Below are 21,537 nucleotides of genomic sequence, written 5' to 3' on the forward strand. Positions count from 1 at the left end.
GAGACTGCCAGCAGATCGTCGCCAAACGAAATGGGGTGGCAGCTGTACGCAGGTTGGCGAACCGGAAACGAGTAACCGGCAGACCCGAAGGTCTCCCGCGCACAACTGCCATAAAAATAGTTTTGCGGATGCGGAGGCGCCTGCAAATAAGCAGACAGCTCTCGCACTCGTTCGTCAGGTCGCCAAACCCGGTCGCCATGTGGACGACGGGCGGACTAATAAGCCTCATCGTTCCAGCGGTGCAAGGTGCCTGATTCCGAGGTTGGCGTAGGACCTTTACTTTGCGCGGTGTTGAGTGCATTTGCTGGGCAGGCGTAGTCAATATCGCAATCTTCAGCTTTGCCTTTGCCAGCGTTTCATCGATGGCCAGACCAGCGACGAAGGCTTGTTCAGATACCTGATGAACAACGCCATCGCCAGCAAAACAGAGCTCAACCTGTCGCTGGGCGTCAGCCTGACCTCCGAGCAAGTCGCGGCCCTGACCCACGACATTGTCTGGATGGAAAACGCCGAAGTGAACGGCGAACAAGTGCTGGTGCCGGTGCTGTACCTGGCCAACGCCAACAATCGCCTGGCCGCCAACGGTGCCTTGATCCAGGGCAGCGACGTAACCCTGATCGCCGGCAAAGACCTGAACAACGCCGGCACCTTGCGCGCCTCCAACAACCTGTCGGCCACCGCCACCAACGACCTGGTCAACAGCGGCCTGGTGGAAGCCGGCAATCGCCTCGACCTGCAAGCCGGCAACAACATAGTCAACAAGGCCGGCGGCATCATCGCCGGCCGTGACGTCACGCTGACCGCCACCCGGGGCGACGTGATCAACGAACGCACCGTCACCACCCACGAAAGCAGCAGCGGCTATCGCAGCGAGCGCACCGACTTCGTCGACAACGCCGCCCGTATCGAAGCCGGCAACTCGCTCACCCTCAACGCCGGACGCGATATCAACAACGTTGGCGGCGTGCTGAAAAGCGGGGCTGACACCACGGTCACTGCCGGTCGCGACGTCAACCTCACTTCAGCCGAACAGATCGTCAGCGGCGAGCAAGGTCTGCACCGGGATCAGACCATCACCCAATATGGCTCAGACATTGATGTCGGGCAGGACCTGAAGGTCAATGCTGGACGGGATATCACCGCTATCGCCAGCCAGATCGACGCCAAACGCGATGTGAGCATGAGCGCCGTCGGCGACTTGACCCTGGCTTCGGCGGCGGATGAACAGCACTCGTATAGCAAGAGCAAGAAGGTGACCAGTCAGGAGGATCATGTCAGCCAGGTCTCTACGACGGTCACTGCGGGGGGCAGCATTGCCCTGAGTGCAGGCAAGGATTTGACGCTGATCTCAAGCAAGGTCACCGCCGGGGATGAGGCCTACTTGGTGGCGGGTGACAAGCTCGAGCTGCTGGCGGCGCAAGACAGCGATTACTCGCTGTATGACATGAAGAAGAAGGGCTCCTTCGGCGCGAAGAAAACCCAGCGCGACGAAGTGACCGATGTGAAATACATCGGCAGTGAAATCACCACCGGGGGCAACCTGACCTTGGTCAGCGGTGGGGGTCAGCGTTATCAGGTGGCGAAGCTGGAGAGTGGCAAGGACATCATCCTCGACAGTGGTGGGGCGATTGTTTTTGAAGGGGTGAAAGACCTGCATGACGAGAGCCACACCAAGAGCGATGGCGATGCTTTCTGGACCTCATCGAAAGGCAAGGGCAATACCGACGAAACACTGCGCCAGACCCAGATGATTGCCAAAGGCAACATCACGATCAAGGTCGTGGAAGGTCTGCAAATCGACCTCAAGCATATTGATCAGAAGAGTGTCAGCCAGACCATCGATGCGATGGTCCTGGCCGATCCGCAACTGGCTTGGTTGAAACAGGCCGAAGCGCGAGGCGATGTGGACTGGAGGCAGGTCAAGGAAATCCATGAGTCGTTCAAATACAGCAACTCGGGACTAGGCCCGGCTTCGCAGCTCATCATCGCGATTGCGTTGGCTGCCGTCATGGGGCCGATGATGGCTGGCATGAACACGATGTTGCAGGCGGTCGCGGTGAGCGCTGCGACAAAGGCTACCGTCAGCACCATCGACAACCGAGGCAACCTTGGGAAGGTCGTCAAAGACGTTACTTCGAAAGACAGTATCAAAGGCTACGTGACAGCCGCCGCGACAGCCGGCGTGATGCAAGGGCTCAATTACAATCCGGGCGCACTGGGGCTGGATGCCAAGAGCATGCAGATTGTGGCGATCAAGGTCACCGCCGATGCTCTGATCAAAACGGCTGTCTACGGCGGAAGCCTGAAGGACAATCTGGCCAGTTCGGCTGTCAGCGTGGCTGCAAGTATTGGTGGCGCTGTCGGTGCGGGGGAGATTGGCGATCTGCCCCTCTCAGAGGGCGGTTTGGCAAAAATCCTCTTGCATGCGGGCTTGGGTGGTTTGTTGGCTGAAGCGATGGGCGGTGATTTCCGCACTGGAGCGTTGGCGGGTGGCGCCAACGAAGTGTTGGTTGGATTGCTCGGCGACAAACTATTGCCTTCGAACCTCGTTCCGGGCACTGCGGAGTACAACCAGGCCCAGGCCAACCTCCTCGCGCTTTCGCAAATTGTCGGTGTGCTGGGTGCGGCGGCTTCGGGTGGAGATGTCGGGGTTGGGGCTGCGGTGGCGGCGAATGCTACGCAGTACAACTATCAAGCTCACTGGAGCGATTTTGAAGAGAGCACTAATGCCTGCAGGAAAAATCCGACAAATATAGGGTGCTCTACGATTTTGAGAATGGCAGGAGTCACGGCGCAGCCTCTTGGAAACGATCTCATCCAAAACCTTGATGCATCTGGTAACGCTGTCAGTTACACGATTCTAGGTGTAGACGGCAAACCGCTACTGATCATGGAGCCCAAGGAGTACGAGCTCTATCGTCAGCTTCCTGTGGCATGGCAGGAAGGGTATCTTTCGGTACCGGCCTGGAAGCTGAATCTCGCCTCGTCGATGCAACGCACGCAGAACGGCGAGATAGCTTCTGGGGTGGATCATTATGGCTATATGCTTAGTGAGCCAGAATACTGGGTTGACCTTATTGTTGGGATGGCACTGAGCTATACCGCCGAGCTTTTGCCTCTGGCTGCATGTGTAAAAGGCACAGTAATTCCTAGCGGTTTTTCAAGTGCAGATGACTTTTTACGTTTTGGTACGAATATGCGGGAAGGATTGTCACGTGCAGGTTATGGAAATGTGGAGCCCATACTTCAAGGAAGCGCGGTAACAGGAAGAAGTTTTAAATCAGGGCAGGCATTTGATGCAGGAAGAGTTAGTGACTTTGATGTGGCACTGGCAAGCCCAGAGCTGTTGCAGCGTGCTCAATCTATAGGGATAGGACTTAGAAGTGGAGGGACACGTACTGGACCATTGAGTGCAAGAGATCTACAAGCTCTCGGATTACGGGACTTAGCTAGCAATCTAAGCTCGCAAGCCGGGCGTGAAGTTAACTTCATGATTTATGAATCGTCGGCGGCAGCTACAAGCCGTGCACCAAGCATAGTGATGCCAAAATGATGACTTATGATTTGTACGGTGTGGAATGTTTGAACTTGGTCTCGGCAAAGGCACAGATAGAGGCGCTTGCTGGAATTCTTTTTGAGGAAAGAGATAGTACTTATCATGGAGGTGTTTATTACCTTTATGGTGATAATAGTTCGGAGCACTTTGTTCTGAAAAATAATATTGATCCTTATGATGGCGAGCCGGTGGAGCAAGAGTTTTCTGATTACCCGGTTCTGCTCTATGTCAATGCAACGGGCCGTTCTCTTGAGCTAATGGAGATTCTAAAAAGGAAGGCGGGTTTTAGTTTGCTTAGGCACGAAGTTTTTTAATGTTTAAGCGATTGCGCGAGTTGTGGTTGCGTCACATTGGACGTTGTGAGTTTTAATTGGCAAACGGGGACAGACCACGTTTTTCTTTGGGGCAGGAGCACACTACTTCGATTTAAATGTGGTCTGTCCCCTTTTTTTTTGAATTTATTTGAGCCAAAGCAGTACCCCCCCCCCCTTTTTTCCTTAAATAACTTGAGCATCCCCCCAATCTCGTAAAATATCGCTCTTAAATTAACATAACCTTCCACAAGGACGAATTGACATGCGTGTGTTGGCTTTACTGTTGGCAATCTTATTTTTGTCGGGCTGCGCCTCGAAGCCGGATTACTACATCTCCCCCTCGCCGGTTCAGATTCCGGCGACCGCTACCTACTGGATCGATACCTTCGACGTTGAACTGATCGGCAAGAATGAGCGGTTTCTGCCGCAAGATACGTTGCGCGAGCAGCTCAGCGTTGAGCTGATCAATCAATTGTCGAGCGCTAATCGCTATGCAGCGAGCAAGGAAAGTGCCGACTACCTGCTGGATGTGAATACCGTCTACAAGCGCCGGATCGGCAACTCCAATGGCGGATTGGTGTCGGTCATCGTCGACGACAATACGATCCTTGCCAGTGTCGATTTCAGTTATCAGGTCAAGGTCAAAAAGGCCGGCGCCGAAGTCTTGCATTTCTCCCATGCTCGCGAGGGGCTGCAGCCTGGCGGTGCACTTGGCCAGCTTCGCAATATGAAGACGATGGTGGCGGCGCTGACTCACAAGGATAATTCCGACGTGGAGCCTTTCTATATCCGTACCTTGCCGGAATATATCGTGTCCGACATCAGGGATATTCCTTCGCGCTAGACATCCCACAGATGCGGCGGATCCGGTAATCGCAATAACCGGTTTTGCGGCTGCTGCGCAGTCGAGCAGGAGCAAACTCCCTCGCCACCGGTGTGGTTCAGCGGCAATTAAATAAATCTGTCCCCTTGTCCCCAAAAGGGGACAGCCATTAGCCGGTCTCAAGTCAAGGCCAATGGGTGTCCCCTTTTTTCTTTTTTTGCTCCTTTTTTGCTCCAGAACGAAGCAAGGTGTATCTGGTTGCGTTCCACTTTGTGGGTGAGCGTTGTGAGCAGCATGTTTACGATGTGACCCAACCTCAGCAGCGTATTCCCGTGACGAGCGTACCTTCTGTGTGAAAGGGATTTGTCTATTGCTCACAATATGAAACGGGCGACTCAACAGGTCGCCCGTTTTCATTCACTTCGCGCCTTGCGCCCGCAACCGCCGACCGATCACACCCATCAAATCACAACCGTCCCGCAACGGGATGGCGAGCAATTTTGAGAAGTCGGATAGCACGACTGTGTCGCAGCCGATTTCTGCGCGGAAGGCGATGTTTTCCAGCACCTGAGTGACAGTGCGAATGCGGTAGTCGGCCATGGCTTGAAGGACGTCGAGCGGCGCTTGGGTGTCGATGAGCAGGGAAGCCGGTATCAGGTCGATTCCGGTGAGGGGCATGTATCTATCCATGGGTGGAGCCTCTTGTCATTGATGAGGACTCTCTGTGGTCGGGTCGCCAAACCCGGTCGCTTTTTGGGCGACCGGCGGACTATAAGCTTCATCGTTCCAGCGGTGCAAGGTGCCTGTTTCCGAGGTTGTTGTAGGGCATTTGCCCCTGTTGCGGTCAGTCAACCGGCCGCAACCTACAGAACATCACGCAACCTCGTGGGAGCGAGCCTGCTCGCGATAGCGGTGTATCAGTTGATATCAATGTTGAATGTTAGTCAGTCATCGCGAGCAGGCTCCCCCACAGGGGATTTGTGGTGTTCATGGGGACTGTGTCCAGCCCGGACCAAGCCCCCGATGGCTGTGCTGTCTACCCTCCATGGCAGCAGTTGGCCGCTGCCTTGTCCTCATACCGGTCGTGATGCCGCACCCATTCCATGATTTCCTCTTCATTACGGCCCTTAGGCGTCAGGTCCAAGTAGTTGTAAGCGCCAACCAACATGTCCAGACCTCGGGCATAAGTGGAATAGGTGTGAAAAATCTCTCCAGCTTCATTGCGATAAAACACACTGAGGCCGGGGAGTTCTTCTTCGGCGCCGTCGGATTTTTCGTAGTTGTAGGTGGCTTTACCGGCGGTGACGTCTTCTGCTCGGGCCGAAACGCCAAAGTCGTAATTGAAATCGCTACCTTCTGACGACACCCAATCGAATTTCCAGCCCATGCGTCGTTTGAAGGCTTGGAATTCGGCGAACGGTGCGTGGGAAACCGCTACCACGGCGACGTCATGATGGGCCAGGTGTTGGTTGGCGCCGTCAATGTGATCGGACAGGAACGAGCAGCCAGAGCAGCCTTCGTCCCAGCCTTTGCCAAACATGAAGTGGTAGATGATCAACTGGCTACGGCCGCCGAACAGGTCAGCCAGTTTCAGTTCGCCGTTCGGGCCCTGGAAACGGTAGTCCTTGTCGATTTTCACCCAGGGCAGGGCGCGGCGTTCGGCGCTGAGTTTGTCTCGTTCTTTGGTGAAGGCTTTTTCGTGGGCCAGGTGTTGTTTACGGGCGGCGAGCCATTCTTCTCGGGAGACGACGGGATGATTCTGAATGTTCATTGGGATTCTCCTGCGGGGTGCTGGGAGGGGACTTACACAGCCTAGTCGTTTGGCCTACGCCCAATTCGACATACCGCCGGTCGGTGCTGTTCAAAACCTCAGCTGAACGGCTACGAACTGCACCGGTCACAACCTATGAAGGCCATTTCACTGGCGGGCACCGGAGGTTGAATCAGGATGACGACTTATAACTGGGATTTGATTGAACGCTTGCTGCATGAAGTGCAGAACGGCGCTGGCCACACTTTCACCCCACGACCCTACGCCGAGCAGTATGCGGCGGAGAAAGCGTCGAAAGGTGAGCCGTTTGAGAACCTGGATCACCTGAAAACGGTAGCTGGTGAGTACGAAAAGTTACTGTTGTTACGGGGCTATATCGAGCCTCGGCCAGAAGATCAGGGTGGCAATGGCGAGAACTACATTTTGACGCCTCGGGGCTCGAGTTTATTGAGCTTGATCGACAGCAGCATTCCGGGGAATGACCATCCGCGGCAAGTGTTGGATGAGCAGGAAGATGCGCTGGATGAGGTGAGGTTTGATGAGATCGCATCGAGGGCACAGATTGCCTGAAGACGCGCATATCCCCTGTGGGAGCGGGCTTGCTCGCGAATGCGGTGTGTCAGGCAACTATAAGTTAACTGGTACATCGCATTCGCGAGCAAGCCCGCTCCCACAGGGGAGTTGTGTAGTGCTTAACTTTGTTTGACTGCTTTCAGGCACTTCAAATCGTTGAAGTCCTTGCGCACCCCTTCGATTTTCTTCAGCAACCGCTGGCGCTGTTCCGGCGTGCTTTCGGCCATCAAGTCCACAAATAATGCGCGGGCCTGGGCTTCGGTGTTGGCGTAGGCCTGGCGATAGTCAGGCGTCCACAAACTCTCGCGATTGACCAGAAGCGTCTCGATTTGCTGTGGGAATTCTGGACTCTGGCGCTGCGCAACTGCCGCACTGAACTGCTTCTGCCAATGGACACGGTTGGCGATCCATTGCGAGTTCTGGTTACCCAAGGCGTTTGACCACGCGACAACACGCAGCTGTTGGGTCGCGCTGAGCGGGCCGAGCCAATCATTCAGACGTTTTTCCATGCGCTGGCTGCGCGCCTTGATCTGTTGATCGAGAGACGGTTTGAGATATTGCTCCTGGCGTTTGCGCTGGTCCTTGGCGAAGGCCTCGTTCATTTCCGCGACTTGTTTGTCATCCAGCCCCTGTAACAGCTCAATGGCCGATGGGGTGATTTCCTTCGCGGTCTGGGCGATGGCCTGTTTGGCTTCCTGGGTGCGGGTTTGCAGTGCGGCGTCGGTGACCTGATTGGTCTCTACCATGACTTTCAAGCGATCCAGCCAGTCGAGGTAGCCCGGCAATTGCGTGGTGCAGTGCCAGCTCAGGTGCTCTTTGAGGCGTTCATTAAACCAATCTTTTTGCTCGCCGTTCATGTTCAGGTAGTCGCTGAGCGTCCACGGAATGATCACGTCGAGGTTGCGATAGGCCAGGCCCACGCGGCTGCACGCACCGAGGGCGAGACTGAGGGTGATAATGACGGCGAGACACTTCAACCAGCGCGACATGGGCGAATCCTTTGCGAAGGCCTGGCTTTTTTAATGGGCTTCTTTATGTGAACGCAGGATGAGCCTCGCAGTTCAGCCGATCAGTAAAAGGCGCGTTCGGCCTTGAGGGTGACCAACCCGTCGCATTGGCTGTTGTGCCCGGAATAGGCGGAACAACTGTTGCCGCTCAAGCTGGAGTCACTGTAGATCAGGTCCAGATCGACGCCCATGAACGGACGGGAAAGTTTCACTGACCAGTCGGTGAAACTGCCTACATACCCACCGTCGACGGACACCGGCGCGTTGAGCTGGTGGGTGGTGTATTTCATGCTGATCCCGATGCCAAACGGCTGATTGCCACCGAGGTCGGCGAATACGGTGCTGTTCTGTTTGTCGGGGTCGTTGCTGAAGGCTGCGCCGAAACGGCTGTCCAGAAAGGTCAGGCCACCGAAAAGCTCCTGGCTGTCGAGGGTGTCCACTTTCGGGTAGCTGTAACGGATCATGCCGACTTCGTACCCGAGGGTATTATCGAAAGGTTGTTTAAAGCCCATGTAGGAGTCGACTTCAAGGTTGGCCCCTGGCGTTAAACCCATGCTCGGTGCCCATTGGCCCACGTAAAAACCGCTGTCGTGACTCAGGTCGAGACCACCGTGGAACGAGCCGGTGCTGGAAGGTTTGACCAGCCCTTGGGCCATGCTGCGGCTGGGGGTGGTGCCGAGTTTGAGATCGAAGTCGCCCAGTTCACCCTGAAAGGTTTGCGCATTGGCGACTGAACACGACAGCAGGGTGCCGAGCAGTAAATAGGAGGGTTTGAGCATGCGTCACTCCATGACAGCGAGGTGCAGGCACTAAAAACCTACTGAAACGCTTGATCTAGACGTGTGTAAGCATACCGGCGAATGATCGGCATCGAGGGCCGTTCGTCGATTTTTGAAATATTGGTGTTTTGCGGGGGGGTTGCGAGGAGGGTTCCAGTCCAAGCGCTTCGAAGCTCAAAGCGCTTAGGGACCAGGTGACGCGGCGGATCTTGGGGAAGTTACTTCTTGCCCAGAGTGATCTGCTTGGACGGGCCGAACGTCTGGCCGCTGACGCCTTTGGCAATTTGCTGGATCTCTCCGCCGGACTTGAGGAACGCAGCAATCTGGTTGTTGATCGATTCGCTGGTTTCAACGGCTGGAGCTGGCTTTGCTTTGCTGTTGGATGCTTTTACACGCATGGCGGCCATTAACCTATAGAAAATTAACTTGGCCAGGCATCGTACAGGAAATACTTGACAATTGCTTGGTAAATATCCCCCCGAAATACACAGGGCAGATGAAGAATTAATCACAAGTTATTATTCTGAATTGGTCTCTAAGCTGCTGTTTTAACTAAGAACGATCGTGAGAAATTACAGTTTTCCGCCTGGCGGACAGGTGCGAAAACCTCCAGAACGGCCTGACGAGCGGCCTGGCGTGTCCGGTAAAGCCCAGGAAAATTAAGCCCTTCAGAGGATTTTCTTGCGCCACCGGGCTGGCCAGCGAACGCGGCCCGCAAAACCGGGTAGAATGCCGCCCACGCAATGAGGGTATTGGAAATGGCTTTAGTCGGGCGCTACAACAGTTTGCAAGTGGTTAAACACACTAACTTCGGTTTATATCTGGACGGTGGCGCGGATGGCGAAATCCTCCTGCCTAATCGTTATATTCCCAAAGATATTCCCAGCGAAGATGAAGACTGGCTCAACGTTTTTGTTTATCTGGACAGCGATGACAAACTCATCGCAACTACCGAAAAGCCGAAAGTTCAAGTCGGTGAATTCGCCAGCTTAAAAGTCGTTGAAGTCAACAGCATCGGTGTTTTCCTGGATTGGGGTTTGCCGAAAGATCTGTTGCTGCCGTACTCCGAAGAAAAGCGTCAGATGACCGCCGGCGAGTATGTCGTGGTGCACGTCTACCTGGACAAGCACACCCGCCGCATCACCGCGACGGCGCGTCTGGACCGCTACCTCGACAAGACCCCGGCCAACTACACCCCTGGCCAGGAAGTTGATTTGCTGGTTGCCGAAGCCACCGATATGGGCTTCAAGGCGATCATCAACAACAAGCATTGGGGCCTGATCCACAAGAACGAAATCTTCAAGTTCATGCGCGCCGGTAAAGAAGAGAAGGGCTTTATCAAAGAAGTCCGTGCCGACGGCAAGATTAGCCTGAGCCTGCAACCGGTAGGCGAAGAAGCCGCCACCAGCCTGAACTCGAAGATTCTCGCCAAGTTGCGCGACAACAATGGCAGCCTGCCCGTCAGCGACAAGAGCGACCCAACGGTGATCAGCAGTATGTTTGGCGTGAGCAAGGGCAACTTCAAAAAGGCCATTGGTGCGTTGTACAAGAACGGCCAGATCGTCATTCACGCCGATCGCATTGAACTGAGCTGAGCGTAATACCGGTCAAACTCTTGTAGCAACTGCCGAGTTTCTGCCATGGATTGTGTTGTCGAGGTATCACGGTGAGCGCCACCCGGCGCAGCGCCGATGGGTTTGCCCTGCAAGTGATGATTGGGTTGTGCCTGATCTGGGGTATTCAGCAGGTGATGATCAAGTGGGCGGCGCCAGACATTGCGCCGGTCATGCAGGCCGCCGGGCGCTCGGGTATTTCCGCGTTGCTCGTAGGATTGTTGATCTGCTGGAAGGGCGGCTGGGATCAAGTGGGCAACACTTGGCGCGGTGGACTACTGGCCGGCGCGCTTTTTGGCCTGGAGTTCTTCTTCATTTCCGAAGGCCTGCAACTGACTACGGCCGCGCACATGTCGGTGTTCCTTTACACCGCGCCGATCTTCACCGCATTGGGCGTTCATTGGTTGTTGCCGAGTGAGCGTTTAAGGCCGGTCCAGTGGTTGGGGATTTTCCTCGCCTTCGTCGGGATTGCCATCGCCTTTGCCGGTGGGGTCTCGTGGGACAACCTCGATCACCGCATGTTGATGGGCGATGCGCTGGGCGTGCTGGCCGGCGCGTCATGGGGGGCAACCACTGTGGTGGTGCGCGCTTCGCGCCTGTCGGAAGCGCCGGTGACGCTAACGCTGTTCTATCAATTGATTGTCGGTTTCGTTGGCCTGCTGCTGATTGCGATCCTCAGCGGCCAAGTCACCCACGTCAGCCTGACCACCGTGGCGGTGGCCAGTGTGTTGTTCCAGGGATTGGTGGTGTCGTTCTTCAGTTACCTGACCTGGTTCTGGCTATTGCGCCGTTACCTGGCGGCGAACCTGGCGGTGTTTTCGTTCATGACGCCGCTGTTCGGCGTCACGTTCGGTGTGGTGCTGCTGGGCGAAAAGCTGAGCTTCAACTTCGTTGTCGGCGCGGTGCTGGTGTTGTTGGGCATCACCTTTGTCAGCGCTGAGCAGTGGGTGCGCCGTCGCTTGCGCAAAGCCCTTGGACAGAGCTGACCGGGCGCAATAACAGACCGCCAGCGACAATCAAACCACTGCCGGCGAACACCAGCGCGGGCTGCAAACCACCGCTGAAATGGCTGCTCAATGCCGCCAGCAACGGCCCGCTGAGCTGGCCCACGGCAAAGCATGCCGTCAGCAGCCCGGCGTTGCGCTGGGTGGCGTGGGGCGCCAGTTCTCGGGAGCGTTGCATCACCAGCTGCATGCAGGCCAGGAATGGCGTGCCGCAAAGGATCACGCCCAAGGCCAGGCCTGGGCCACTGCCCAACAAGCAGGCAAAGACCCCGGCGGCTTGCAGCCACAACGTCGCCATCAGCCAATAACGAGTGCCATGCGGGTGTTGTCGACGCAGACTCACCAGCACCACCCCGATGGCCGAAGCAAGACCGAAGCAAGGCCAGAACAGATCGGCCTGCCATTGGCCATGGAACTGCGCGTTGGCCATTTGCGAGAGGAAAGTGGCCGGAATGATGTAGCCCAAACCGTACAGCCCATAGACCACGCCTAAACGGCCAATGCCTTGATTGCCCGAGCCTGCGACGCTGGGGGCGGCGGCCACGGTCGTGGCCGGTTGCGGCAGGAACGGCAGAATTCCCAGCAGCATCGCCAGCCCGACGCCGGCATACACCAGCCACAAGGCTGCAGAAGTCTGCCCCAGCAGGTTCGATCCCAAGGCCAACAAGCCCGTCAGAAAAATCCCCAGACCCGGTCCGGCAAATACCAGGGCGCCAAGCCGTGGGCGACCGGCCGCCGCGGCCAGTGGCTGGCTCAACGCGGTGATCATCACAAGCACCCAGGCGCTGGCCACGCCAGTGCCGAACCGCAGCACCAGATGGGACCAAAACCCGTTGGCCCAGAACGAGGCCAACGTCAGCAATACACAGAGCCACAAACCGCCCAGCAAACGCCAGCGCACTTGCTCGGGACGGCGAGAGAACATCGCGTCCACCGCACCGACGAAGTAGCCGAGGTAGTTGGCCGCGGCAATCAGACCGGCGGCGGTCAGGTCGATCTGGCCTTCGCTGAGCAGGTGCGGCAACTGCGGCGTGAGGGCGAAACGCCCGATGCCCATGGCCATCATCAGGGCGATGAAACTGGCGAGTAAGCGAATCAGAGGGGACATGGTCTGAATTCCAGCAGAGGATCAATGACCGTCAGGCTAGGACTGATTGACTTTCTTTTAAAATGAATAATAGTGAGTAACTTGTTCTGATTTGGAGAATGGCGTGGAATTCAGCCAATTGCGGATTTTCCAGGCAGTAGCGCAGGAGGGTTCCATCACCCGCGCTGCCGAACGCCTGCACCGGGTGCCCTCGAACCTGTCGACCCGGCTTAAACAGCTCGAAGAACAACTCGGCGTAGAACTGTTCGTGCGTGAACGTCAGCGTTTGCAATTGTCGCCTGCAGGAAAAGTCCTGTTGGACTACACCGCCAAGCTGTTCAATCTGCGCGACGAAGCTCAGGCGGCGGTGCAGGGCGGGCAACCGGCCGGGGACTTCGTGCTCGGCACCATGTACAGCACGGCGGCGATTCATCTGCCGGGGTTGTTGGCGCGTTATCACCGCACTTATCCGGCGGTGAACCTGCAAGTGCAGTCCGGCCCAAGCGGCGAATTGCTTGAAGGTTTGCTCACCGGGCGTCTCGATGCGGCGCTGGTGGACGGTCCACTGGAGCTGGCCGGGCTCGACGGCGTGCCGTTGTGCGACGAACGGCTGGTGCTGATTAGCGAAGCCGATCACCCGCCGATCCTCAGCGCGCTGGATGTGGAAGGGCGCTCGGTGTTCACGTTTCGGCAGGGTTGTTCCTACCGCATGCGCCTGGAAGCCTGGTTCTCTCATTACCACGCGGCCATGGGCCGGGCGATGGAAATCGAGTCTTATCCAGGGATGCTAGCCTGCGTGATCGCCGGCTCAGGCGTGGCGCTGATGTCGGAGTCGATGCTCGCCAGTCTGCCGGGCCGCGAAAGCGTGGCGGTGCATCCGTTGGCCGAGCCTTTTGCCAGTGCCACCACGTGGCTGATGTGGCGCAAAGGCATGGTCGGGGCGAACTTGAACGCCTGGCTTGAACAGCAACAATTGGTCTATCCATCGGCGCCGAGTCAGGCTCGGGAGATGGCTTGAACTATCGGTCAGGTATTTTGATCAATTCAGTAACAGATCATTGCGACTTTGGGCGAGCATTGCGTAGGACTTCGGACTATTATCAGTGCGAAGTGGCTACAGAATTTTTGGCTACTCGGCACTACCCTGAAGGGGGCACCATGAAAGAGAAAATCCAAAACTGGCTGCACGACCTGGGGGTTGCACTCGGTTTGATCGAACCGCCTCTGCAACCTGTGCCTATTCGCACTGACGACGAACAACGCCGACGCCAGCAGCGTCGCCGGTAACTACCGACACGAGGTCTGTGGCGAGCGGGCTGTTGTGGCGAGGGGATTTATCCCCGTTCGGCTGCGAAGCAGTCGTAAATAGCTTGACGCGGTCAGCCAGATACAACCCGGTTGAATGGTCTTGGGGCTGCTCCGCAGCCCAACGGGGATAAATCCCCTCGCCACAGGTTTTCGGATGCCAAATAGTCCGTAGTTGGCAACCCGTCTCAATGCCGCCCAATCTCGATCAAAAACCGCCTCAAGTCATTCGCCGTCCTGGCGGTCTTGAGCATCTGATCTTCCTCCGCCGTAAACGCCGTCAAACCCAGCTGATCTTCCAGATGGAAGATCAGCTCTTCGATATCTCCTTTGTCCAATCCCAATTGCGCCAGGCTCGCGTTGTCGGCTGAGTACAGCAGGCCTCAGGCGTGCAAGCGCTGCCACTCGTCAATCATCGTGCGCAAATGCTCCCCGGAAAAACTCCCGAAATGCCCGCCATGCACCGTGCGGATCGGCAACTCGCGCAAACGCTGCAGGCTGTGGGCGTAGTCGTCGAGGTTGGAATGGTAGGCGTCTTCGATCAGCGGCCCGTCGTAGATGATGTCGCCGCTGAACAGGGTCTCGGTCGCCGCTTCGTACAGGCTGATACCGCCGGGTGAATGTCCCGGTGTGTGCAGTACTTGCAGCGTGCGGTTGCCCAGATCGAGCACGTCGCCTTCTTCGATCAGGCCGGTGGCTGGGGCAGCTTTGACCCGATACTCGGCGTAGCACAACGGGCAATCCGGATGGGCTTCGAACATCTCGTCGCCGACAAACGCCGTGCTCAGCGTGTTCTCGCCATCCGGTGACGCGAGGATCTGCGCTTCGGCCGGGTGCACCAGCCGTTCGGGGAATTCGTGATGCCCGGCGATGTGGTCGAAATGGCAATGACTGGCCACGGCGACCAGCGGCCGTTCGGTGATCCACGGCAATTGCTCGCGCAGGCTGACCAGCCCGGAACCGCTGTCCAGCAGCAAGTCCTTGTCACGACCCTGTATGTGCCAGAGGTTGCAGCGATAGAAGGGGCGGATGTAAGGCTCGTGAATCAGGCGGATACCGTCGCTGAGTTGTTTGACTTCAAACCACTGATCGCGAGAAACAATCTTCATCAAAGGTTTTCTCCAGACGAAAAAAAACGGGTGTGGCAACCTACGCCACACCAGTCGAAGAAAGCATCAAGTCGTTATGTTCAGCTTAGGCAGGGCTGGCCACTGCTGCTGGACGAGGGGACAGCAAACTGACCACCACGAAACTCACCAGACCCACACCGAGGCTGTAGTAGATCGGGGTGTTGGCATCCAGACCGTCTTTGAACATGAACACCAACGCTGTGGCGAAGCCCATGCCCATGCTGGCGATAGCACCGGCGGTGTTTGCGCGTTTCCAGAAAATCGCACCGATCAGCGGGATCAGCATGCCGCCCACCAGCAGGTTGTACGCCAGGGTCAGGGCGCTGATTACGTCATTCACAACCAGAGCGATGCCGAGTACGACGATGCCGGTCAACAGGGTGAACAGGCGGTTGATGCCCAGAGTCGACTGTTTGCCGCCGCGCAGTTTCGGCAGCAGGTCTTCGGTCAGGGTGGTGGCGGCGGCGAGCAGGCCGGCGCTGGCGGTGGACATCATGGCCGCCAGGGCAGCCGCAATCACCAGGCCACGGATACCGTCCGGCAGGGACAGTTTGACGATGGCGGCGAAGGCGTTGTTGACGTTGTCCAGGTCTGGGATCAGCACATGAGCGGCCATGCCGATCAGGGCGCAGGCCAGTCCGTAAAGGATGCAGTAGAAGCCTGCGAATGTACCGGCGACCTGAGCCACTTTGGCGCTCTTGACGGTGAACACACGCTGCCAGATGTCTTGGCCGATCAGGATCCCGAAGAAGTAGATCATGAAGTAGGTGATGATGGTGTCCCAGCCAATCGTGGTGAAGCTGAAGGCGGTGGCCGGCAGTTTCAACACCAACTCATCCCAGCCGCCAACGCGGTACAGGCAGATTGGCAACAGGATGAACATCAGGCCCACGGTCTTGATCACGAACTGGACGATGTCGGTCAGGGTCAGGGACCACATGCCGCCGATCGCTGAATAAATCACCACCACGCCACCGCCGACCAGTATCGACAGCCAGAACGGCAGGTCGAACAGCACTTGCAGCACGGTGCCAATGGCCAGGATCGAGACCACGCCGATCATCAGCGCATACGCCAGCATGATCACCGCGCTCGCCGAGCGGGCCATCGGGTTGTAGCGTTTTTCCAGTACCTGGGTAACGGTGTAGATCTTCAGTTTCAGCAGCGGTTTGGCGAGGAACAGGTTCAGCGCCACGATCCCGCAACCGAGGGCCGCGCAGAGCCAGAAACCAGAGATACCATGGACGTAGCCCAGGCGCACGGTGCCGACGGTGGACGCGCCGCCCAGGACGGTGGCAGCCATGGTGCCCATGTACAGGCTTGGGCCGAGGTTACGACCGGCGACCAAAAAGTCTTCGTTGGTCTTGGCCTTGCGCATGCCGTAGTAGCCGAGTATCAGCATCGCGGCGGCGTAGATGAGTACGACGAATAAATCCAATGCCATGATGGCGTGTCTCCGATTGTCTTTTTTATGGTGAGGCTGAAATCAATCCTGTGGGAGCGGGCTTGTCTCCGGGCGGCGTTCCGACGAAAGCAATCGGTCAGTCACTTTAATGTTGAATGTGCTGCCGTCTTCGCGAGCAAGCCCGCTCCCACAGGTAATGCGTTGAATCAGGCGGCTTGGCGCAACGCCGGTTTAGCGAGCGAATCCGCGCCCTTGCTGCGAGCATCGTTTGGACCGAACACCGCGGCCGATTCCGGGAACAGGCTCAACAGCGTCAGGTACACCAGCGACGCCAGGCCAAGGGTGACCGGCAGGCTGATGTCGATGCCGCCGGCCAGTTCACCGAGCGGACCCACGAACTGCCCAGGCAGGTTCACAAAGCACAAGCCCACCGCGGCACTTGGAATCCAGGCACCCAGACCACGCCAGTTCCAGCCGTGCGTGAACCAGTAACGACCACCTTTCTCGCCGCGGGTGAACACTTGCAGGTCATCCGGGCAGTAGAAACCGCGACGCACCAGCAGACCGATGATCATGATCACCATCCACGGGGTGGTGCAGGTGATGATCAGCACGGCGAAGGTCGACACGCTCTGCACCAGGTTCGCTGCAAAACGGCCGATGAAGATGAAGGCAATCGACATCACACCGATCAGCAGCGTGGCCTTGACCCGCGACAGTACCCGTGGGAACACGCTGGACATGTCCAGCCCGGTGCCATAGAGCGAGGTGGTGCCGGTGGACATGCCGCCGATCACCGCGATCAGGCACACCGGCAGGAAGAACCAGCTCGGTGAAACCGCCAGCAGGCCGCCGACGTAGTTGTTGGCCGCGATGTAGTCCGGCGCCTTGATCGCTACGATGGTGGCGGTGGCGAGGCCAAACAGGAACGGGATGAAGGTTGCGATCTGCGAGATCACCACGGCAGCCATGATCCGGCGCTTGGAGGTGTCACGCGGGATGTAACGCGACCAGTCACCGAGGAACGCGCCGAAGGAAATCGGGTTGCTCATCGCCACCAGCGCCGCGCCGATGAAGGCGGCCCAGAAACCGGGTTGGCCCATGCTGACGGTGCCGGCGTAGTTCACATCGAACGGACCGACGAAGGCGAAGATGCCCAGCAGGAACAACAGGCTGGCGCTCCATACCGCGATCTTGTTGACCCACAGCAGGAAGCGGAAGCCGTAGATGCAAACGGTCAGCACCAGGATCGCGAACAGACCGTAGGCCAGGCCCAGGGTCAGGTCGGTTTCCGGAAGACCGATCAAGCGCTTGGCCCCACCAATCAGCGCATCACCCGAACTCCACACCGAAAGCGAGAAGAAGGCGATGGCGGTCAATAGCGACAGAAACGAACCGACGATCCGCCCGTGCACGCCGAAATGCGCACCGGAAGACACGGCGTTGTTGGTGCCATTGATTGGACCGAACAGACCCATTGGCGCAAGGATCAGCGAGCCCAGCAACACGCCCAGCACAATCGCCCAGACGCCCGCCTGAAAAGACAGGCCGAACAGGACCGGGAAACTGCCGAGCACGGCGGTGGCAAACGTGTTGGAACCACCGAAGATCATCCGGAACAAATCCGTCGGGCCTGCGGTGCGTTCACTGTCCGGGATCTGTTCGACCCCGTAGGTTTCAATGTGCGTAAGGCTTTGGTCTTTGTTGTTGTTATTCATGATCAGCTCCGATCATAAAGGCGCGCTCATCGTGTGTGAGCGTCACCTGTTTGGCTAAGGGGGTGGCAGCCCTTCCGGCATCGCGGACAAATGTTCGTGGCAGGCCAGCCATAGGCCTTGTTGTTGTCGGCGAAACACAATGGTCTCGCGCTCCTGGCTGAAGTGTTGCTCCCCTTGCATGCGCAGCTCGGTGGCCACGTCATGGATGAAAATCGCCACGTCACCCTGCAGGCTGACGAAGGCGTTGCTCGAGGTGCACGAAAGCACTTCGAAGCCATCCTCCGAGCGCCAGGTGTCCCACAACGCTTGATAGGCATCGCGCGACAGCAGGGGCTGTTCGAGGGGGTAGAACACGAAGCTGGCGTCGGTGCTGAATGCTCCGAAGTAAGCTTCGCGATCGTTACGGGCAAAGGCGGCTACCAGATCGGCAGCGGCCTGGAGTACCTGATCACGTTCGTTCACGGCCAATCCTCAGCGGTGGACTACGCCAGGCAGTACGCAGAGCATTTCGTACAGCAGGTTGGCGGCCAGCAGCGAGGTGTTGCCGGTGGTGTCGTAAGCGGGCGAGACTTCTACCAGATCGCAGCCGACCAGGTCGAGGCCTTGGCAGCCGCGAACGATTTCAATCGCCTGAATGGTCGTCAGACCACCGATTTCCGGGGTGCCGGTACCTGGCGCCCAGGCTGGGTCGATGCCGTCGATGTCGAAACTCAGGTACACCGGACCGCCGCCGACTTTCTCGCGAACTTCGGCCATCAGCGGAGCCAGGGATTTGTGCCAGCACTCTTCGGCCTGAACCACACGGAAGCCCTGGTTGCGGCTCCAGTTGAAGTCATCGGCGGTGTAGCCCTGAGCGCGCAGACCGATCTGTACTACGCGGTCCGGATCCAGCAGGCCTTCTTCGACTGCGCGACGGAAAGTGGTGCCGTGGGCGATTTTCTCGCCGAACATGTGATCGTTCACATCGGCGTGAGCGTCGATGTGCACCAGGCCGACCTTGCCGTGCTTCTTATGGATCGCACGCAGGATGGGCAGGGTGATGGTGTGGTCGCCGCCGAGGGTCAGGGGGATCACATTGTGTTCGAGGATTTTGTGGTAGGACTCTTCGATGATCCGTACGGCGTCCAGCAGGTTGAACGTGTTGATCGCCACGTCACCGATGTCGGCAACCGACAGCGAGTCGAACGGTGCAGCGCCGGTGGCCATGTTGTACGGGCGGATCATCACCGATTCGGCGCGGATTTCGCGAGGCCCGAAACGGGTGCCTGGGCGCAGGGACGTGCCGATGTCCAGCGGGACGCCAACGAAGGCAGCATCCAGACCGGCAGCGGTTGGCACATGGGGGAGTCGCATCATGGTGGCGATGCCGCCGAAGCGCGGCATTTCATTGCCGCCCAGTGGTTGGTGAAGAATCTTGTCCACGGGTAAGGCCTCATCGTCGTTGTTTTATTTATGTCGGTTGCGCAGGTCGGGGAGACGCAGGCACCGCTGTGGGGCGATTCTGCGAAATGTAGTGGCCGGGAAGAATCGCTACGGGCAAATACTTAGTTCAGATTTTTCTAAACTAATGACGGGAGGGGGATTAGACTTTGCGGCATTGAGATTTGTGCTCGCCTCAAGAGCGCCCCCTCACCCTAACCCTCTCCCCACGGGGTAGAGGGGACTGACCGAGGTGTTCTCGGGAATTACATCGACCTGAAATACTGAGTCGAACTCAGGATTTGAAAGCCATGGAGATCGGCTCCCTTTCCCCCTCTCCCCCGTGGGGAGAGGGCTGGGGTGAGGGGTGTATTCAACAGGCAACACATTTCTAAAGCCCCCGGAGCCCCCATGGCCAACGCATTACCCGACCTGAAACTGTTGCGCATTTTCGTCAGCGTGGTTCGCCATCAGGGGTTTGCCAACGCCCAGCAAGAGCTCAACCTCTCGACCTCGGCCATCAGCACTTACATGAGCCAGCTCGAAGCCGCCCTCGGCCTGGTCCTTTGCCATCGCGGTCGGGGTGGTTTCAGCTTGACCAGCAAAGGCGAACTGTTCCACCAGGAAACCCTGCGTCTGCTCGGCGAACTCGAAGGTTTCGAGCAATACGCTGCTGCCCTCAAAGGCGAACTGCGCGGCACCTTGAACCTCGGCGTCATCGACTCCACCGTCAGCGACAAGGCCTTGCCGTTCGCCGAAGCCATTGGCGCCTACAGTCAGGAACACCCGGCTGTGCATTTGCATTTGTCGGTCATGAGCCCTTACGAACTGCAACTCGGCGTGCAGGACAATCGCCTCGACCTGGCCATCGGCGCGTTCTCCACGCGCATGAGCGGTCTGGTCTATATGCCGCTGTACCGCGAGCAACACTGGTTGTATTGCAGCAGTCGTCATCCGCTGTTCACCGAGCGGCGCATCCCTGAACAAGTGATCACCCAGCAGCGCATGGTCGGCCGCGGTTACTGGAGCCAGGCGGAACTGGCACGCCACGGTTTCAAACACAGTGCGGCGACGGTGGAAAGTATGGAGGCGCAGCTGATTCTAGTGCTGTCGGGCGCCTACATCGGCTACCTGCCGGAGCACTACGCTCAGGCTTGGGCCGACAAGGGCGATTTGCGGGTGCTGCTGCCGGCGACCTTCGGCTATCAGGCGCCGTTCTCGATGATCGTGCGTCGTGGCCGCAGCCGCGAGCCGTTGATCCAGACCTTTCGCGATTTGCTCAAAGCACAACTGAATCAGGCCGCTTAACGGAAAAACAAGCCATGTCCAGAATCCAATGTCCGCGCTGCCTGCGTCCGCAAACTCATTGCCTGTGCCCGCTGATTCCGAGCCTCGACAGCCGCACCCGGGTGTTGCTGTTGCAGCATCCGAGCGAAGTGAACCATGCGCTGAACACTGCGCGGTTGGCGGCGTCAGGGTTGAAGAATGCCGAGTTGATCGTTGGCGAGGTGTTCGAGGATTTGCCAGCGCTGTTGAATCAATCGGGTTATCAGGCGCGGCTGTTGTTTCCCGCCGATGATGCGCAGCCGTTGCAGGCTTACGCGGCAAATGATCAGCCGTTATTGCTGGTCGTCCCGGATGGCACCTGGCGCAAGGCGCGCAAGATACTGCACCTCAACCCGCTGCTGGCGGCGCTGCCGAGGGTGACGTTGGCGCAGGGCGCAGTGTCAAGATATCGATTGCGCAAGGCACCGGGGCCGGGCGCGTTGTCGACGGTGGAGGCGATAGTGCAGGCGTTGCAAACCCTCGAAGCGCCGACCTCTTTCGAACCGTTGTTAAAACCGTTCGAGGCGTTGATCGAGGGGCAGATTGCGGCGATGGGGGAGGAGACCTTTCGGCGCAATCATGGGCCGAAATGATCATTGCCTGTGCGGGCCTCATCGCGAGCAGGCTCGCTTGTATGGTAGGACTTGAAGGGAGGAGGAGGGACAAGGCTCGATTCTGACTGTTGACGCAGTACAGACCGTGGGAGA

General features: G+C 57.8%; 20 protein-coding genes and 2 pseudogenes. 10 read left to right on the forward strand and 12 right to left on the reverse strand.

Annotated elements, in window-relative coordinates; all coding sequences use genetic code 11:
- Positions 1-349: 349 nt before the first annotated feature.
- From DFS28_RS30080 to DFS28_RS30090, 3 genes and pseudogenes are all read left to right on the forward strand, one after another.
- Positions 350-3,553 (forward strand): annotated as a pseudogene (locus DFS28_RS30080) (DUF637 domain-containing protein); the annotation flags it as partial.
- Positions 3,550-3,870 (forward strand): hypothetical protein, encoded by a 321-nt coding sequence (locus DFS28_RS30085; protein ID WP_111452675.1) that lies wholly within the window; start codon positions 3,550-3,552, stop codon positions 3,868-3,870. The pseudogene DFS28_RS30080 and the gene DFS28_RS30085, both read left to right, overlap by 4 nt.
- A 262-nt stretch (positions 3,871-4,132) precedes the next feature.
- Complete coding sequence (locus DFS28_RS30090; protein ID WP_111452676.1) at positions 4,133-4,714, forward strand: hypothetical protein; 582 nt, start codon at positions 4,133-4,135, stop codon at positions 4,712-4,714.
- A 396-nt stretch (positions 4,715-5,110) separates the two neighbouring features.
- On the opposite strand, the gene DFS28_RS30095 is transcribed toward DFS28_RS30090, so the two are convergent.
- Positions 5,111-5,383 (reverse strand): hypothetical protein, encoded by a 273-nt coding sequence (locus DFS28_RS30095; RefSeq protein ID WP_111452677.1) that lies wholly within the window; start codon positions 5,381-5,383, stop codon positions 5,111-5,113.
- Positions 5,384-5,729: 346 nt separating this feature from the next.
- Positions 5,730-6,464 carry a thioredoxin family protein gene (locus DFS28_RS30100; RefSeq protein WP_111452678.1) on the reverse strand — a complete coding sequence of 245 codons (735 nt, stop codon included), beginning with the start codon at positions 6,462-6,464 and terminating at the stop codon, positions 5,730-5,732.
- 177 nt (positions 6,465-6,641) lie between these two features.
- Between DFS28_RS30100 and DFS28_RS30105 the strand changes: the two genes are divergently transcribed.
- A complete protein-coding gene (locus tag DFS28_RS30105; protein ID WP_074874388.1) occupies positions 6,642-7,034 on the forward strand; it encodes a transcriptional regulator in 393 nt (130 codons plus the stop codon).
- A gap of 122 nt (positions 7,035-7,156) precedes the next feature.
- On the opposite strand, the gene DFS28_RS30110 is transcribed toward DFS28_RS30105, so the two are convergent.
- The 3 genes from DFS28_RS30110 to DFS28_RS30120 all read right to left on the reverse strand — a co-directional run bounded on the left by DFS28_RS30110 (position 7,157) and on the right by DFS28_RS30120 (position 9,230).
- Positions 7,157-8,026: a DUF6279 family lipoprotein gene (locus DFS28_RS30110; protein ID WP_111452679.1), complete on the reverse strand. Its 870-nt coding sequence runs from the start codon at positions 8,024-8,026 to the stop codon at positions 7,157-7,159.
- Positions 8,027-8,106: 80 nt separating this feature from the next.
- Complete coding sequence (locus DFS28_RS30115) at positions 8,107-8,823, reverse strand: TorF family putative porin (RefSeq protein ID WP_111452680.1); 717 nt, start codon at positions 8,821-8,823, stop codon at positions 8,107-8,109.
- Positions 8,824-9,041: 218 nt separating this feature from the next.
- The gene (locus DFS28_RS30120) at positions 9,042-9,230 is read right to left on the reverse strand and encodes a hypothetical protein (RefSeq protein ID WP_017337097.1); all 189 of its coding nucleotides are present in this window, start codon (positions 9,228-9,230) and stop codon (positions 9,042-9,044) included.
- A 351-nt stretch (positions 9,231-9,581) separates the two neighbouring features.
- Between DFS28_RS30120 and DFS28_RS30125 the strand changes: the two genes are divergently transcribed.
- Positions 9,582-10,418 (forward strand): S1 RNA-binding domain-containing protein, encoded by an 837-nt coding sequence (locus DFS28_RS30125; RefSeq protein WP_008153208.1) that lies wholly within the window; start codon positions 9,582-9,584, stop codon positions 10,416-10,418.
- Between the two features lie 71 nt (positions 10,419-10,489).
- Positions 10,490-11,422, forward strand: a complete 933-nt coding sequence (locus tag DFS28_RS30130) for a DMT family transporter (RefSeq protein ID WP_111452681.1) — start codon at positions 10,490-10,492, stop codon at positions 11,420-11,422.
- On the opposite strand, the gene DFS28_RS30135 is transcribed toward DFS28_RS30130, so the two are convergent.
- Complete coding sequence (locus DFS28_RS30135; RefSeq protein ID WP_111452682.1) at positions 11,367-12,548, reverse strand: MFS transporter; 1,182 nt, start codon at positions 12,546-12,548, stop codon at positions 11,367-11,369. The genes DFS28_RS30130 and DFS28_RS30135 overlap by 56 nt on opposite strands.
- A gap of 103 nt (positions 12,549-12,651) precedes the next feature.
- On the opposite strand from DFS28_RS30135, the gene DFS28_RS30140 reads away from it, so the two are divergent.
- Both DFS28_RS30140 and DFS28_RS31005 read left to right on the forward strand, forming a co-directional pair.
- Entirely contained in the window at positions 12,652-13,545 is an 894-nt protein-coding gene (locus DFS28_RS30140) for a LysR family transcriptional regulator (protein WP_111452683.1), read from the forward strand.
- 140 nt (positions 13,546-13,685) lie between these two features.
- Positions 13,686-13,814 (forward strand): PA1414 family protein, encoded by a 129-nt coding sequence (locus DFS28_RS31005; RefSeq protein WP_007914492.1) that lies wholly within the window; start codon positions 13,686-13,688, stop codon positions 13,812-13,814.
- A 206-nt stretch (positions 13,815-14,020) separates the two neighbouring features.
- Here the strand turns inward: DFS28_RS31005 and DFS28_RS31010 are convergent.
- The 6 genes and pseudogenes from DFS28_RS31010 to speB all read right to left on the reverse strand — a co-directional run.
- A pseudogene (locus DFS28_RS31010) lies at positions 14,021-14,197 on the reverse strand (acyl carrier protein); the annotation flags it as partial.
- Positions 14,198-14,215: 18 nt separating this feature from the next.
- Positions 14,216-14,941: an MBL fold metallo-hydrolase gene (locus DFS28_RS30150; protein ID WP_111452684.1), complete on the reverse strand. Its 726-nt coding sequence runs from the start codon at positions 14,939-14,941 to the stop codon at positions 14,216-14,218.
- Between the two features lie 85 nt (positions 14,942-15,026).
- Positions 15,027-16,406 carry a sodium:solute symporter gene (locus tag DFS28_RS30155; RefSeq protein WP_111452685.1) on the reverse strand — a complete coding sequence of 460 codons (1,380 nt, stop codon included), beginning with the start codon at positions 16,404-16,406 and terminating at the stop codon, positions 15,027-15,029.
- A gap of 167 nt (positions 16,407-16,573) precedes the next feature.
- Entirely contained in the window at positions 16,574-18,085 is a 1,512-nt protein-coding gene (locus tag DFS28_RS30160) for a cytosine permease (RefSeq protein ID WP_111452686.1), read from the reverse strand.
- A gap of 54 nt (positions 18,086-18,139) precedes the next feature.
- Entirely contained in the window at positions 18,140-18,547 is a 408-nt protein-coding gene (locus tag DFS28_RS30165; protein WP_111452687.1) for a nuclear transport factor 2 family protein, read from the reverse strand.
- Between the two features lie 9 nt (positions 18,548-18,556).
- Complete coding sequence (speB, locus tag DFS28_RS30170; protein WP_008153224.1) at positions 18,557-19,507, reverse strand: agmatinase; 951 nt, start codon at positions 19,505-19,507, stop codon at positions 18,557-18,559.
- Between the two features lie 408 nt (positions 19,508-19,915).
- Between speB and DFS28_RS30175 the strand changes: the two genes are divergently transcribed.
- Both DFS28_RS30175 and DFS28_RS30180 read left to right on the forward strand, forming a co-directional pair.
- A complete protein-coding gene (locus DFS28_RS30175; protein WP_008153227.1) occupies positions 19,916-20,812 on the forward strand; it encodes a LysR family transcriptional regulator in 897 nt (298 codons plus the stop codon).
- A 14-nt stretch (positions 20,813-20,826) separates the two neighbouring features.
- Positions 20,827-21,423, forward strand: coding sequence for a tRNA-uridine aminocarboxypropyltransferase (locus DFS28_RS30180; protein ID WP_111452688.1), 597 nt, complete (start codon positions 20,827-20,829; stop codon positions 21,421-21,423).
- Positions 21,424-21,537: the final 114 nt, after the last annotated feature.

It is taken from the genome of Pseudomonas sp. 478, from assembly GCF_003254125.1.
Lineage (GTDB): Bacteria > Pseudomonadota > Gammaproteobacteria > Pseudomonadales > Pseudomonadaceae > Aquipseudomonas.